15 protein-coding genes and 1 tRNA gene are annotated in these 15,252 nt (G+C 57.4%); 9 read left to right on the forward strand and 7 right to left on the reverse strand.

Annotated features, from left to right (window positions below):
- The first annotated feature begins 97 nt into the window (after positions 1 to 97).
- The 9 genes from J2I48_RS19785 to J2I48_RS19820 all read left to right on the forward strand — a co-directional run bounded on the left by J2I48_RS19785 (position 98) and on the right by J2I48_RS19820 (position 7,543).
- Complete coding sequence (locus J2I48_RS19785; protein ID WP_207337222.1) at positions 98 to 1,273, forward strand: glycosyltransferase family 2 protein; 1,176 nt, start codon at positions 98 to 100, stop codon at positions 1,271 to 1,273.
- Entirely contained in the window at positions 1,270 to 2,193 is a 924-nt protein-coding gene (locus tag J2I48_RS19790; RefSeq protein WP_207337223.1) for a glycosyltransferase family 2 protein, read from the forward strand. The genes J2I48_RS19785 and J2I48_RS19790 overlap by 4 nt, the downstream gene beginning before the upstream one ends.
- Positions 2,194 to 2,273: 80 nt before the next feature.
- Positions 2,274 to 3,389 (forward strand): bile acid:sodium symporter family protein, encoded by a 1,116-nt coding sequence (locus J2I48_RS19795; RefSeq protein WP_207337224.1) that lies wholly within the window; start codon positions 2,274 to 2,276, stop codon positions 3,387 to 3,389.
- A gap of 31 nt (positions 3,390 to 3,420) precedes the next feature.
- On the forward strand, positions 3,421 to 4,530 hold the full coding sequence (locus J2I48_RS19800) for an endo-1,4-beta-xylanase (RefSeq protein ID WP_207337225.1): 1,110 nt from the start codon (positions 3,421 to 3,423) through the stop codon (positions 4,528 to 4,530).
- Positions 4,531 to 4,629: 99 nt separating this feature from the next.
- On the forward strand, positions 4,630 to 5,190 hold the full coding sequence (locus J2I48_RS19805) for a cupin domain-containing protein (RefSeq protein ID WP_229376547.1): 561 nt from the start codon (positions 4,630 to 4,632) through the stop codon (positions 5,188 to 5,190).
- Positions 5,191 to 5,288: 98 nt separating this feature from the next.
- Positions 5,289 to 5,684 carry a group III truncated hemoglobin gene (locus tag J2I48_RS19810; protein ID WP_229376549.1) on the forward strand — a complete coding sequence of 132 codons (396 nt, stop codon included), beginning with the start codon at positions 5,289 to 5,291 and terminating at the stop codon, positions 5,682 to 5,684.
- Between the two features lie 82 nt (positions 5,685 to 5,766).
- Positions 5,767 to 5,901, forward strand: coding sequence for a hypothetical protein (locus tag J2I48_RS28495; RefSeq protein ID WP_262899101.1), 135 nt, complete (start codon positions 5,767 to 5,769; stop codon positions 5,899 to 5,901).
- Positions 5,902 to 6,524: 623 nt separating this feature from the next.
- Entirely contained in the window at positions 6,525 to 6,746 is a 222-nt protein-coding gene (locus tag J2I48_RS19815) for a hypothetical protein (RefSeq protein ID WP_207337226.1), read from the forward strand.
- A 2-nt stretch (positions 6,747 to 6,748) separates the two neighbouring features.
- A complete protein-coding gene (locus J2I48_RS19820; RefSeq protein ID WP_207337227.1) occupies positions 6,749 to 7,543 on the forward strand; it encodes a hypothetical protein in 795 nt (264 codons plus the stop codon).
- Between the two features lie 147 nt (positions 7,544 to 7,690).
- On the opposite strand, the gene J2I48_RS19825 is transcribed toward J2I48_RS19820, so the two are convergent.
- The 7 genes from J2I48_RS19825 to J2I48_RS19855 form a co-directional block, all read right to left on the reverse strand.
- Positions 7,691 to 7,764: transfer RNA gene (locus J2I48_RS19825), tRNA-Arg, on the reverse strand.
- A gap of 57 nt (positions 7,765 to 7,821) precedes the next feature.
- Positions 7,822 to 8,616 (reverse strand): enoyl-CoA hydratase/isomerase family protein, encoded by a 795-nt coding sequence (locus J2I48_RS19830; RefSeq protein WP_207337228.1) that lies wholly within the window; start codon positions 8,614 to 8,616, stop codon positions 7,822 to 7,824.
- Between the two features lie 70 nt (positions 8,617 to 8,686).
- Positions 8,687 to 11,563: a tetratricopeptide repeat protein gene (locus J2I48_RS19835; protein ID WP_207337229.1), complete on the reverse strand. Its 2,877-nt coding sequence runs from the start codon at positions 11,561 to 11,563 to the stop codon at positions 8,687 to 8,689.
- An 11-nt stretch (positions 11,564 to 11,574) separates the two neighbouring features.
- Complete coding sequence (locus J2I48_RS19840) at positions 11,575 to 12,705, reverse strand: hypothetical protein (protein ID WP_207337230.1); 1,131 nt, start codon at positions 12,703 to 12,705, stop codon at positions 11,575 to 11,577.
- A gap of 9 nt (positions 12,706 to 12,714) precedes the next feature.
- Entirely contained in the window at positions 12,715 to 13,428 is a 714-nt protein-coding gene (locus J2I48_RS19845) for a hypothetical protein (protein ID WP_207337231.1), read from the reverse strand.
- A gap of 89 nt (positions 13,429 to 13,517) precedes the next feature.
- Positions 13,518 to 14,555 carry a hypothetical protein gene (locus J2I48_RS19850; protein WP_207337232.1) on the reverse strand — a complete coding sequence of 346 codons (1,038 nt, stop codon included), beginning with the start codon at positions 14,553 to 14,555 and terminating at the stop codon, positions 13,518 to 13,520.
- A 51-nt stretch (positions 14,556 to 14,606) separates the two neighbouring features.
- The gene (locus J2I48_RS19855) at positions 14,607 to 15,122 is read right to left on the reverse strand and encodes a hypothetical protein (protein ID WP_207337233.1); all 516 of its coding nucleotides are present in this window, start codon (positions 15,120 to 15,122) and stop codon (positions 14,607 to 14,609) included.
- Between the last annotated feature and the right edge of the window lie 130 nt (positions 15,123 to 15,252).

Here is a 15,252-nt window from a genome sequence, read left to right on the forward strand (position 1 = left end):
TCTCCAAGACTTTATAGGTTTGGTTAAAACTACAGTTAATCTGTGGCCTTTCCTGATGTTTGACGTCCTAAACAGTAATCAGGTCACTCGATTTATAATGGTCTATCTGTACCTATTTATCTGCTTACCCATCGGCATTTTTCTGGCCCTCAATACGCTCCACTATTTTTTCTACGCCGTGCTGGGGCGGCTAGGCCGGGCCGACGACGTAACGCCCTCAGCCACAGGCGATGTGGTCCGGAAAATTGCCGTGCTGGTACCGGCCTATAAAGAAGATACCGTCATTCTGGACTCGGTGCGGGCCAACCTGGGGCAGGACTACCCCCGTGACCGCTTTGACATCATCGTCATCGCCGATGGGTTTCAGCCGCATACGCTTACAGCCCTGGCCGAGCTGCCCGTACGGGTGCTGCCGGTGTCGTTTGCCGTGTCTACCGTAACCAGAGCATTGTGCGCCGCTCTTGATTCGCTGGCCCCGGATGCTTATGACCTTGTGATTGTAGCCGATGCCGACAACCACTTGGCCCCCGATTTCCTGAGCCGGGTCAACGCCGCGTTTGCGGGTGGGTGGCGGGCCATTCAGGGGCACCGCGTGGCCAAGAATCTGGATACCCGCGTGGCCCTGTTAGATGCGGTGAGTGAGGAGATTAACAACCACATCACGCGGAAAGGCTACCGCGCTGCCGGGCTGTCGGCCACCATCATCGGGTCGGGCATGGCGGTTGATCTGCGGCTGATGAAAGCGGCGATGTCGGGCCTGACCACCATAGGTGGGTTTGATAAGGAACTGGCTATGAAACTGGCTATCGGCGGGCACAAAATCGGCTACCTCGAAGACGCCTTTGTGTATGACGAAAAAGTGGCGAAGCGGGCTGTTTTCGAGCAGCAGCGCACCCGCTGGATTGCCGCGCAATGGCAGTTTGTGGCCGACTATTTCCGCCCCGGCATGGGGCAACTCCTGCGCGGACAGTGGCTTAGCGGGCTGAAACTGGTGCAGGAAATGGCCCTGCCAAAGGTGCTGCTGCTGGGCTTGCTGGGCTTGGTTTTCGGTGTCAGCCTGCTGGTGGGCTACGCGCCCGCAACCCTGGCGCTGGGTGGTTTGCTGGTGCTGTTTGTGGCCAGTTTACTCCTGTCTATTCCGGGATACCTCTGGAAAAAACTGTCTTTCCGTGACCTGGGCGTGGTTTTTTCGCTTATGTTCAGCTTCATAAAAGCCGCGTTCAACATGCGCCGGGCGTTCAAATCGTTCATGCATACCCCCCACAACGCATGACACCCGCTCACCAAACGCCGCTTATTTCGATCATCACGATCAACTACAATCAGGCCGACGTAACGCATGATTTCCTCCAGTCGGCAAAACTGCTAACTTACCCCAACTACGAAATCATCCTGGTCGACAATGCCTCGACCATTCCCTTTGTCCTGCCCGCCGAAGCCGCGCAGGGCGGGGCGTTCTGGGAGCGGGTGCGGGTGGTACGCAGCGAGGTGAATCTGGGCTTCACGGGGGGCAACAACCTGGGTATGGCGCAGGCCGGGGGCGACTATTTTTTCATCGTCAACAACGACACCGAACTCACCGCCAGCCTGCTCGATGAACTCCTGAAGCCCTTTGCACTCAGCCCCCTGATTGGCGTGGTGTGCCCCAAAATCAAGTTTTTCGACATGCCCAATACGGTGCAGTTTGCAGGCTACGGCCCCATGAACATGCTCACCGGCACGGCGCATTTGGTGGGCTTCAATCAGCCCGACGGCGTGCAGTATAACCGGCCCGGCCCTACCCACTTCGCCCACGGCTGCGCCATGTTGGTAAGCCGCGCCGTGGTAGCCAAAGTAGGCCGTTTTGCCGAGCGTTTTTTCCTTTACTATGAGGAACTTGACTGGTCGCAGCGGATCAAAGACGCGGGTTATGTCATTCATTATCAGCCTACTGCTAATATTTTGCACAAAGAATCGGTTTCGGTAGGGCGGCAGAGTACATTGCGGACGTACTACATGACCCGCAACCGTATTTTGTTTATCCGTCGGCACGGGTCGTGGGCGCAGCGGCTGGGCTTTTTCGCTTTTTTTGGCGTGGCAGTACTGCCCAAACACGTAGCTTCGTACCTGCTGGCGGGCCAGGTTCCCCACGCCAGAGCTTTTTTGCGGGGGCTACTCTGGAACCTCCGCTCCTCAACGGCATCGGCGGTGTAGCGTGCATCCTGGTGGTAAGTAGTAATGGCCCCGAATTGCTTTTTCGCAAAAAGTAGTCTGGTCTCTTTCTGCCACTCACCATGTACAAAGCCGCCTGGATCGTTGCCGCCGTCAGTCTATCCGTTGCCATTGGCATGGCCCTTATGGGGCAGCTGGCTTCGGCGGGGCCATTTTTCATCCTCTTTTTTGCTGCACTGGCACTGGCGTTTCGGGGTAGTGAAGCCCTGCGTGGGTTTGCCTATACCATCATGATCTTCGCGGCGGTCACCACGGCGCTGTATTACCCGGCCTATTTCGTTGACCTAAACGGCTTCAAATTCAGTAAGTTAATTACGCCGCTGATCCAGCTCATCATGTTTGGCATGGGCACGTCCATGAGTTTCGGCGACTTTGTGGGTGTGGTTAAAATGCCCAAAGGTGTGATTCTGGGCGTGGTGAGCCACTTTATCATTATGCCGCTCATTGGCTTTACCCTGGCCAGCGTGAGCGGTTTTCCGCCCGAAATTGCCGCCGGTATCATCCTCATTGGCTGTTCGCCCAACGGCATGGCCTCCAACGTAATTTCTTACCTGGCCAAAGCCAACCTGGCCCTGTCGATCACGATTACGGCCTTCTCTACCATGCTGGCCCCTTTTGTGACGCCCATGCTCATGAAACTCTACGCTGGTGCCCTCGTCGACATCAACGTGCTCGACATGACCTGGGACATTGCCCGGATGGTGATCCTGCCCATTGGCGCGGGGCTGCTGTTCAACAAATTCCTGAGTGGCAAAGCCAAATGGCTCGACGAGGCCATGCCCTACGTGTCGATGTTCGGCATAGGCTTTATCATTGTCATCATCACCGCCGCCGGCCATAACAGCCTGCTCACCATTGGTCCAGCGCTGATTGGGCTGGTGCTGCTGCACAACCTGTCGGGCTATTTTTTGGGCTACTGGTCGGGACGGTTGTTTGGCATGAGTGAGCGTGACTGCCGGACCATTGCCATTGAAGTGGGCATGCAAAACGGCGGCCTGGCGTCGGGCATTGCCAAGGGAATGGGCAAAATAGCCACCGTGGGCCTGGCCCCGGCCGTTTTTGGGCCACTCATGAACGTGACCGGCTCCATCCTGGCCTCGTGGTGGCACCGCCGCCCGCCCCAGGAAATGCCCGTGCCCACGCCAGAACCTGCCTTGAACACTAATAACGCTCTGTGAGCTATTATCCCTACTACGCTACCCCAACGCTATGAAAAACGTGATTATGAACAGCCCGCCAGCAGGGGGCAACAAATGGATTAATCAGGGGTTTGCGGCCCTGATTTCGCTGCTGGTAGGATGCAGTTCGACCCCTGTAGCCACCACCACGCCTGTTATGCCGCAACCCGTTGCCGTCACCCTCCGGGCGGCTGCCCAGTTTCCATTTGGCGCGGCGCTGAACCCCAATCTGCTCACCAGCAACAACGCCTACCGGCAGGTAGCGCAGCAGGAATACAGCAGCATTACGGCCGAAAATTACCTGAAAATGGAGAACGTTCACCCTGCCCAGGACCGCTACGACTGGACCGGCAGCGACGTGCTCGTGGCCTTTGCCGAACAGAATAAACAGCGTATGCACGGTCACACGCTGGTTTGGCACCAGGCCGTGCCTGCCTGGGTTACCAATTTTAAAGGTGATTCGCTGGCTTGGGAGGCCCTCTTCAAAACCCATATTCAAACCGTAATAGCGCACTACAAAGACCGGCTGGCCTCATTCGACGTGGTCAACGAGGCCTTCGGCGACGACGGCACCCTGCGGCCATCCGTCTGGCTCACTCACCTGGGTCCCGACTACGTGGCCCGGGCGTTTCAGTATGCCCGCGAGGCCAGCCCCGGCGTGAAGCTGTTCTACAACGAATATGGCCACGAATACAGCCCCAAACGCCTGGCGGCTACCGTGGCCCTGGCGGCTGATTTCAAGAAACGGGGCATCCCCATCGACGGGCTGGGGTTGCAGATGCACACCAACATTGGTCAGTCTGATGCGGCTATCCAGAACGCCATCCAGCAGGTGGCCGCCACGGGGCTGCTGGTGCATATTTCGGAGCTGGACGTGCGCGTGAACCAGGCCAAACAAGCCAATTATGTGCTCACCGATGCCGACAAACTGGCGCAGCGGCAGAAGTTTGCGGCTATTGTGCGGGCCTACAAGACGCTGGTGCCCAAGGCCCAGCAACATGGCATCACCACCTGGAACATCGGCGATGGCGACAGCTGGATTCCGAATTTCTGTAGCTGCCAGGATTTTCCGCTGCCCTTCGACAAACAGTACGCCCGCAAACCCGCCTACGACGGCATCCTCGACGGGCTAACCAAGTAGACGCGCCAGTTGGTGAGGCCGCATTAGTTAACGGTAAGCCAAACGGGGCAACTGCTGCGTAGCTTTGGTGTAGCGCAACTGCCAACGCGCCACAGACTTATGCAGCGTAGAACGTTTATGCTCAACAGCTTAGCGGCCGCACCACTGGTGGCCAGCCAGCCCATTTTTGCCTTCGCTGACCGGGAAAAGAAAGGTTTCAAAGTAACCGTCGGTGAGGGGCGTTACCACGGTCCAATCCAGTTGAAGGGCGTCAATGCCAACATTCTGGCGGTGAAGGTGTCGGGAAAGGATACCAACGGCGACCTGGCCATTTTCGAGCAAACCAGCCTCTCGCCGGGCCGGGGTACGCCTATGCACGTGCATCCCTACCAGGACGAGGTCTTCACCGTAATCGACGGGGAGTATGCCTTTCAGATTGGCGACGACAAGTACCGGCTCAAGACCGGCGAGACCATTTTTCTGCCCCGGCAGGTGCCACATTCGTGGATTCAGCTCAGCGAACGGGGTAAGATGATGGTGACGATGCAGCCCGCCGGGAAGCTCGAAGATTTTTTTGTGGCTATGGCGGCGCTGAAGGCTCCCCCGACCGCCGCCGAAATGGCCGCCATCTTTGCCCAGAACGACATGAAGGTAGTTGGCCCACCCATGACCCCTGACTGACGAAACGGGCACTGGTTGATGAAATCCATGCCCGGCGCTAACGCCTATCAGTCCGCCGCCTAAGCTGCCACGAAACCTATGCGTAGCTTTGCGAACTGATGACTCTTCCCGATATAACAACTGAAGCTGATGTGGCCCTTTTCGTGGCTCGCTTCTACGAACGCATCCGTCAGGACCCCGATCTGGGACCCATTTTCAATACCGTGGCGCAGGTAGACTGGCCGACGCACCTGCCCAATATTGAGCGGTTCTGGTCGACGATGCTGCTGAATACAGGCACGTATACAGGTAACCCCATGCCCGTTCATTTCAACCTGGCCCGAAAAACGCCCATCCGCCCCGCCCACTTCGACCAGTGGCTGGCTCTTTTCCGGCAAACGCTGACCGAACACTTCGCGGGCGAACGTACAAACGAAGCCTTGCTCCGCGCCCAGGGTATCGCCACCGTTATGCAGGGCCGACTGGCAGGCATGGATTTGCTGGTAGAAAACTAGCCGTTAAACCAGCTATTTGTCCGAATAAAAAGCGTTTCCGGGCCTGGCGTGTTCAGTGGGTACGTATTAACCAACGGCTATCATGAGCAACGATGCGAAGAAGGCGAAGAAAGTAGTCGAAAAAGGAGCCGCCGGGCATAAGGTGCCCAAGTACGAACAACGCGAAGATGCCTCTGCCGCCCAACAGGCCAAGGTGGCGCCCAAAGGCAAGAAATAGACATTGCCACAAAAAAGCCGGTTCAGTCATCCCGATTGAACCGGCTTTTTGTTGTCTGGAGATTACAGCTACTCAATCTGGCAGATCAATAATCCTTCGGTGGTTATATGCCGATTTAAGCAATCGCGTTACCAAAACTTGCCTGATCGAACAAATTTGGACTATGCCCGGCCTTGATATACCGGTCAAAACTAGCGGCGAATTCTTGACTACCATGCATATCGGCCATCAACTCGAGGTTAGGGAACAGGCGATATAACTCGCCATCGGCTTGTCCGCAAAGAAATTTGTAGAAAGAGCTTTTAACGCGCAGTCCCTCACTGACCAACTTGCGTTTATCGACCTTTTTTTGGTAACAGCACTGCAACTAGTACAAAAAATGAATGCTATGTGATCATGCATAGATCAGGTATGCTAATCAATAATCGGTTCGGTGAGCATGGCGGCAAGGGCCTGTAAAATGACCAGGCACAGAATTTGTTGGTGGATTGAGCTATAGGCTAAACCGGTCAATCAGTTATAAATCAAACCATTGCAGGTCCAGTTATCCAGTATACGGTCATTGACTTGCTCAACGTTATTGGTTAGCTTTAGCCCTTTGTTACATGACAACCACACACCTTATGCTTCACCTCCCAGACGAGACCGACGTAGCCATTGATATGTCGGAAGTCGCCACTAAGGCTGTTCACGCCGCTTTTCTAAAAGCTCGTGAGTCGCGCCTGCCCGTTGTTATTGCCGAAGGCGATCAACTTATTGAGGTGGGGCCAGACAATAGCCGAACCGTGCTGAAGCAACTGCCACCGCTGCAAAAGCCTGCCCGGCGGCTGCTCATCATCGCTTAACTGTGCCGACGCTGACCCTATTTGCCGGACCTAATGGGTCTGGCAAGAGCACCATTGTCAATTTTGTCCGCACCGACGATCCCTACCCATATCCACCCGGCACGTTCTACCTGAACGCCGACGACCTGGAGAAACAGCTACGGTCAAGGCCTATCTGCGATTTGCGGCCCTACGGACTGCACACGTTGCCATTGGCCGAATGGAATCGGTTTGTTAAGGAATCTACCCTGACCGATAAAATTTGCCAAACCAAACAACTAACCGTAGATCAGGTATTAACCTGCATCAAACTGGTACGTGGCAGCATTGGCATCAAAACGGAAGCTACCGATACTGATCCATACTACATGGAGGTCGATTCGTATGTTGCTGCCCTCATTATCGACTTCATCCGGTATCACCTAATAAGGACCGAGCAGTCATTCGCGTTCGAGACGGTGATGTCGCACGCTGGTAAACTAGACATCATGCGACGGGCCAGAAAGGCAGGTTTTCAGGTACGTCTTTATTACGTCACCACCCGCGACCCTGATATCAACGTAGCTCGCGTCAGCTACCGGGTGGCCGATGGTGGACACCCGGTGGATGAAGCTAAAATACGTAGCCGTTACTGGGACTCGTTGAACAACCTGGCGGGTGCCCTACGCCTGGCCGATGAGGCGTACCTATTCGATAACTCTACTGATGGGGGTGATAGTATTGAAATAGCCCACAAGGTTGGTAATGAACTTATGGTATCAGTTGAGGAAGTGCCCGATTGGTACATCCAGTATGTCGAAGCCAAATTCCTGCCTTAACTATTCTAGGCCACCGGCTCGGTGAGCATAGGGGCAAGGAACTATAAATTCGAAATCGGGCTTCACCCACTTCCTCATCTGTAGTGAGGTGCTCTATCCGATTAAGTTCCTGGAAACAAAAAACCAGTCATTGCTGACTGGCTTTCGTGCACTTGTAGGGATTCGAACCCCAAACCTCCTCATCCGTAGTGAGGTGCTCTATCCAATTGAGCTACAAATGCATACTGTTTTTCCCGTGTTGGGACTGCAAAAGTAGGGCAAAAACGGGGTTTGTCAAGCTAGCGGCCCTGAAATTTTGCGGGTTTTTTCATCAGGAACGACCCAATACCCTCGGCGGCGTCGGCGGTTTGGCCTAAACGATCCTGATTGTCAGCTTCTTGCTCCAGCATGTGGGCCAGGTCGGAAAAGAGCGATTCGTTCAGCACTTTTTTCATCGCACCGATAGCCGCCGTGGGGGCTGTGGCGTAATAACTGGCTAGTTCTGCCACGGCCGCGTCCAGCTCCGCCGCCGCTACTGATTTGTTGACCAGCCCCAACTGCGCCGCCTCCGGGCCATACACGCGCCGACCGGTGCTGCACAGTTCAAAGGCCTTCAACGACCCCACCAGGCGGGGTAGAAAAAACGTCGAGCCAGCGTCGGGCAGGAGGCCGATGTTGATGAAGATCTGGCTGAAATAAGCTTCGTCGGCACACACCAGCACATCGCAGGCAAGGGCCAGTGAACAACCCGCGCCTGCCGCCACGCCGTTGACACGCCCAACGATGGGCTTGGGCAGGTTACGCATGGCCGTGATCATGGGGTTATAGCCTTCGCGCAGCGATTTCCCCAGCAGCAAACCCGCCCCCGCGGTGGCATTGGCGAAGCCCGCCTTCAGGTCGGCACCGGAGCAAAAGGCCTTCTCGCCCGCGCCGGTGAGCACCACCACCCGCACGGCGGCATCGTCTCCGGCGGCACCAATGGCGGCGGTGACGTCGGCGATGAGGCCGGGGCTGAGGGCGTTGTAGACCTGCGGCCGGTTGAGTGTGAGGCGGCAAATGCCGTTTTCGACGCTGTAGAGGAGGTTTTCGTACATGACAGACGGGAAGCAGTTCGTTCTTCCCGCTAAGGTAGCAGAAAACCGTATGCATGCATACCACTTTCCGCTACCGGTATCGCCCAACCAGTTCACTATAGGCGGACGTCTTTCGGAAATCTTTCCGCACGAAATCGAGCAGGGGGTCTTTTTTTAGAAAGTCTTTGGCCACGCCCATTTGCAGGGCCTTTTCCAACTGCGTCAGTGCCTGCGCGTCGTCGTTGGCCTGAAGGTGCGCGCAGGCCAGCAGGTAACGCATCTTGGGGGCGTAGTCGGGTGAGGCCGTTTTGGTGAGCGTGCCACCCAGCCGGGCGCTGGTGGGTAGCTGACCGGTGCGTATTTGGGCGTAGGTGCGCAGGTAAAGGCACTCGTCGGTGCAGGGCAGGCCGTCGTACTGGCCCACCTGGTTTAGCTCGTTCAGCGCGTCGAGGTATTTGCCCGTGGCCACATAGCAGCGTCCTTTGCCCAACGCCGTAACCGAAGCCAGCCGGTGGTCGTTGTCCAGTTCCTGGCAGCGGCTGTATTCGCGCAGGGCCTCGTCTGGTTTGTCGCGGTTATAGAGTAGCAGGGCCAGCGGGAGGTGGTGGGCGGCCACGGTAGGTTCCAGTTGGGCCGCGTGGGCATAGTCGTCGCGGGCGCGGTCGGGCTTACCCATGGCCTCGTACGTGCGGCCCCGTTCGGTGTAAGCGGTGGCCCAGCTTTTGGCCAGCGACAAGGCTTCGTCTAACCGGTCCAGGGCTCCGTCGTAATGCCGTAGCGCATAGGCGCAGCGGCCGGCCAGAAAAAAGGCGTCGGCAAAAAACGTGGGCGGGTAGGTCTTGTCGAGCTGCTTACGCTGGTTGAGCAGGCCATTTAGCGCGGCTTGTGCCTGGTCATACTGCCGCTGACCCATCAGCGCACGTGCCTCGCCCAGGGTGGCGTTGTGCAGGGTAGGCTGGAGCGAAACGGCCTGCCGAAAGTCAGTGGCGGCGGGATCGAACCGGTTGGTGTTCAGGTAGTTGAGGCCCCGTTCGTAATAGCCTGCCGCGTTGGTGGGGTTATAGCGAATGGCCCTGGTGAGGGTGCTGTCGGCCCGGGGGTAGTTGTTTTGGGCGTTATAGAGCCTGCCCGCGGCCAGCCAGGCGTCGGCATAGTCGGGCTTGAGTTGCAGGGCAATGGCCAGTTGGCTCAGCGCTTCGGGGGTTTTGCGGGCTTGCAGGTCCTGGTCGCTTTGTCCGTAAAACAGGGCGGCAATGGAGTCGACGCGGGCACGGTTCTGGTGGTCTAGGCCAAGCTCGATGGCCCGCCCAAAATCGGCCCCGGCGGCGGCGTAGTCTTTGAGGCAAACCTGAGCCACACCCCGCCGAAAATAGAGTTCGGGCTGGCGGCGGCTGCGGTTGATGCCTTCCGAAAAATCGGCTTCGGCTTTGTCGCAGGCCCCCGTTTGCTGGTGCAACAGCCCCCGCAGGAGGTAGAAACGCGGATTTTGGTTGCTGATCCGTATCGCCTCATCATAGTCGGCGAAGGCCTCGGCGGTGCGGTTGGTACGAACGCGGTAGCTCGCCCGTCGGGCCAGCAAATCGGCGTTGGTGGGGTCTACGGTGAGGTAAACAGACAGGTCGGCGGCGGCTTTGGGGAAATCGCCGAGGCGGGCATACAGGTCGGCCCGCGATTCGAGCGCGTCGAGGTTCTGGAAATCGAGGGTCAGCGATTCGTTCAGGTCGCGCAGGGCATCCTTATACTCGCCGAGTTCGGTCTGACTTTTGCCCCGCCCCAGGTACCAGTCCGAGGCGTTGGTCTGTATGCCTGTCTGTTTGGTCTGTTTCCGTTCGGCATCGATCAGCCTGCCGTATTCTTTCACCAGGTCGCGGTACTGCCCCGACGCGAAGCGTTCGTCAAGTTCGGCTTTTCGACGAGCCTTGGTAATCAGGTCTCTACGTTGTTCGTCCAGGCCCGTTGAGTCGGGCTGTTGGTCGGCAATGCGTTGCAGCAGGGCCAGCGCGTCGGCGTAGTGGCGCTTGCGGAGGGCCAGTGCCAGCCGTTTTTTCTGTTCGGCCAGCGAGTTGCGACTGCGTTCTTCCAACACCCGCTGAATACGAAACAGGCGCACTTTGGGTGTGAGGTCTTCAAACGGCTGCTGTCTTTCGGCCTGCTCGTAAATCCGCTGCGCGGTTTCGAGGTCGTTATTGTCGAACGCCGTTTTGCCGTCGGCCAGTAGTTTCTGGTAGGCGAGGAGGGCGGCTTTTTCGCGTTCTTTTTCGGGGTCGGCGGGCGGTGCGGCCACGGTGGCGGTCTGGGTAGAATCGGGGCGCTGGGTCGTAGAGTCGGCTGAGGCCAGCAGGCGGCGGGGTGCCTCAGCCAAGGGTGCATTGTTGAGTGGCGCATTGGCCGAGTCGGCGGGGAGGGCGAAGGCGATGCGGGCAATGGCCACTGTCCATTTGGCCCCTACCTGCTCGGCTCGCACTTCGGCCACCCGCCGAACCGGCCCATATGGCTTGTCTATTTTGGTATTCCGCCCACCAAAAATAGACGTAAACAACACTTTGACGTACAGGCTGTTGGCCCGTTTCAGGTTCGATACACTCACGTCGGTAAACCGCACCGTGCCCTGCGCCGACTTGGTGTAGAGCAGGTCGAAATTGGCCAGGTATTTTTCAACCGGCATGTCGAGCACGGTGCCCGTGGCGGCCCGGTTGGGGTTGATGTCGTCTTCGATGATCGCGTCTTTGTCGACAAACAACTGGTTGGCCCCCGCCGAAAAGCTTTCGCCTATGAGCGCATTGCGTTCGGCTTCGCCCAGGTCGGTCAGGCTCAACACGTTCAGCAGGTCGTTCAGGCCGGTTTCCACTTTGCGGCGTGCCAGCAGCTTCACCTCCTCGTTGTCGCGGGTGGTGAGTGGCTGGGTATAACCCCATAAACTGCTGATTGTCAGCAGAATAACAAACGTACTGCGCAGAAAATACCTCATGCCGAATGGGATTATCGCGTGGCCACAATGCCTACGTTGCCCAGCAGGATAGCCCATTTGGGCAGGGCTTCGCCTTCTTTCTGTTTGCGGTAGGGGGTCAGCATCACGTCGACGTCTTTCTGGGTCACGTCGCTATACTGCGTTTCGTCGGTTTGGCTCAGGCCCGTAAAGCGCTGTTCGCCCCTGATTTTGCCGTAGTAATTACCGTCGGCTTTCTGGGTCAGGTCCTGTACATACTGCACGTCGGTCCATTCCAGGGTCACGCTTTTGTAGGGTAGCAGCTTCAGCCGAATGAGGTAGTCTTTCAGGCGGTAGGCGCTGGGTTGCCCGCCCCGCACCACCGAGCTTACCTGGATGACGGCGTCGGGCTTGAACAACTTCATAATGGCGGCAATGGCCTTGTCTTTCTGGCCCGATTCCACCGTTTTGTCGGCCACGATACCCAGCATGACGCCAAATTCCTGTACCCGTTCCAGGGCCTGCGTCTGGTAGTCGCTGTATTCTTCGTCGCTCATTTTCAGAATGTTGCGGCTGGTGGAGCGGCTTTCGTCGGGCGCGGGTGCAGGTTTGGGGGCAGGTTTTTGCACCGGAACTGGCGGCGTAGGCGTGGCCGCCACAGCGGGTGGCGGACCACCCAGCAGGTCTATTTTGTCGCAGAGCACCGTGGGCGGTGCCACCAGCAGGTGGGTGCCATTCTGGTAAAAAATGCCAATCAGGTCGGCTTTGGGCACCCGGATGGTGGTGCCGTTGTGGGGGGTAAACGTGATCACGTCGCCCGTTGCCGCCGAGACCTTGCCGTAGCTCACCGTAACGGGATTGTTGCGAATCACCATGTCGTAGGTGGGCAGGTCGCGGGGGTCCATAAACCCGGCCAGAAACCGGTTACGTCGGTCGGCGGGCAGGGCCGCCAACTGATCCATGCACACAAACTTGCCCCGCGCGTTGACCACCACCACCACTTTGTCGGCCCCGTAAGTGAACTTCACCGACGACTCGCCTTTGGCCACCCGCACCGATACTTTTTCGGCGGAAAGTTCCGTTAGCGTACCCTCCAAACGCGCCTGATTGGTAAGGTACACCACATCCTGTGCCTGCGCCGCCCCGCCCAGCATGACCAGCAACAGGCTATATAGCTGTTTCATAAAAAGCGCTTAGTTTGCCGAAGACATGGTTGGGGCATCACCTTCGGCTGACAGCCGGGCCGACTGCGGTTTAGGCTTGATAGCCTGGGGGAAATAGGTGGTGGTTTCGGCCAGTCCGTCTTCGTCGATCCAGATGCGGCTTTTACCCACAGGAATGAGCGTGTTGTTGTTGTTGTCGCCCGTTTTTTCTTTCATGACAAAGGCGTACTGAAAATTTTTGATGCCCTTGGTTGTCAGCTCGCCCGACACCACGGCCAGCGTTTTATAGGGAATGCTGCTGGACACGCCGACGTCCTGCGAGAAAATGGTGAACTTGGTTCCGTTACCCGACACGAACGCGCCCTGGCCGTTGCCTTTGTCGCTGCCATTGTTGGTGAAATCGTAGGTAATGTCATTGGCGGCGTTTTGGCCGTAGAAGCGGTAGTAATAGGGGTTGATTACTTTCCCCAGTTTATAGGAATCTTCCGGGCCGTAGGGTGACAGTAGTTTGTAGTTCTGCGCCAGGTAGATGCCAGCCAATTGAGGCGGTATAAGCCCTTCATTGATTACCATTCCTTTTTTACGCAGGCTATCGATAATGGGCTGTGGCACAATCTGCTGGATCTGGCTGGAAAAGCCTTTGTCCAGGTCAATGGTCACTTCGCGCTGGCAACCGCTCAGCAGCAACAGGAACAGGCACACGCTCATCAGGGGCAGTGCACCTCGGAATTGGCTCGTATTCATGGGATTGGTATGGAGAAGTAGGTTGTCATTGGTCATTAGTCACTGGTGCGGTCCGACGGGTCGGCTGGATACGACCAATGACCAATAACTCATTTCCGAAAGGCGTTGAAGCCGATGCCCACCCGCAGGCTGGCAAACTGGATTTTTTCGGTCAGAGCGGGGGCAATGGCGCCGAAGCTCAGGCTCTTGACGTCCAGCACCTGGTAGCGCCCACTGAGGTCGATGAGGAAGCCGCCCATCCTGAACTCGTAGCCCAGGCTGGCCCCGTAGGTAATGGGCGTCGAACTGGCCTGCTCATTGGTGGGTTTGGGGTGGGCACCAGAGGTACTGGTTTTGGTGGTGGTCAGGTTCACACCGCCTTCGGGCAGCAGGTAGAGGCTACCGGCGTATAGTTTGATGCCCACCAGCGCCTGAATACGGCTGAGCTGCACGGTCTCGTCGTATTTCTCTACGCCCCCCAGCTGGTAGTTCCGCACCAGGTCCCAGCGCGAATAGCCCCCCGTGAGCGACACCGCCAGGAAGTTCACCAGCCGGTAGTCGATCCGCAGGCTGCCGCCAATGTTCTGGTTCATACCCAGTCCCGAATACTCGTTGGTCCAGCGGGTCTGGTTCATCAGCGTGTAGAGCGATGCCTCCGGCCCCACCGTTACGTTTAGTTTGCCATAATTGGCGGGGGCACGGTAGCGCCCCGTAGCCACCGGGGCTTTATAACCGGTTGATTCTGAACGCAACGGGGTGGCTGTGGCCGGGGTTGTTGCAGTGGCTGGGGTTGTTGCAGCGGCGGGGGCAGTTGTCACGGCGGGCGTTTCTACGGCGGGCGGGGCTGTGATGATTTCCACGCTACCGTCGCCGAAGACAATTTTCCAGACCTCGCTGCGGGCGATGGCCTGTTTGGTGGTGGGCATGGTAGCCACGAAGTAGCGCACGTCGGCATCGGTCATCTCATCTACTTTGGCATTGATGGTTGCCTGGTCGGTTTTGTAGATGACGTCGTTGTATTGCATCATCGGTACAGGCTTGGCTACTGTCGATGTGCGGGCTTTGGGGGCCGTTTTGGTTGATTTTTTCGGTTGGGCGTAGGCTAACCCGCTCAGTAGCGTGAGCCAAAGCAATAGGGTTGTTTTCATAATGTAGGTGTGGTTAATGACCTGGCCGGGCCGCTATGGCCCGGCCAGCAATTACTTCAAAACGTAGCCAACGCGCAGGGCGAAGAGGGGCAGGACGCCCGCCTCCAGCAGGGAATCGCCCCCGCCCGAACCCACGGCGGTGAAGGCCACGCCCAGCGCAGGTTCGAGCGAGATTTTCTGGTTGAACAGCCACTGGTAGCCCGCAATGCCCCCTAGCTGCGTCACAAACACGCTGCCCTTGTCATAGCCATCGCTGGCGCTGATGTTCCAGAACAGCAGGGTAGGAGCCACCCAAAGGCCTTCAGGAGCCTCTTTGCCGTTGTTGGCCAGCCCATAGAATCGGTATTCGGCTTTCAAGCCCAGCGCCGACACGCCAATGTCGCCCCCACCAAACGAGTAATAGCTGAGACCACCGTAGATAGACCGCTTCTCGTTGAGCACGTGCTCGTAGCCGACGTTGCTTACCGGCGCGTACTTGATAATCGACCGGGCACTCTGCGCCATCAGTTGGCCACAAAAGGCCAGCAAACAGCCCACCAGGGCTGATTTTAGGAAGAGTTGTTTCATGAAAATTAAGATGTAGATAGATGGCTGCACCGCAGTACGCTGGTAAACATGCCTCGCAACGGGGTCTGTCGCAATGCCGATCTTGCCGGGGGGTGGAAATTTCTTGCCGGGGGGCGTTTTCTTCTTACGA

This window comes from Fibrella aquatilis (assembly GCF_017353255.1).
In the GTDB taxonomy this organism is placed as follows: domain Bacteria; phylum Bacteroidota; class Bacteroidia; order Cytophagales; family Spirosomataceae; genus Fibrella; species Fibrella aquatilis.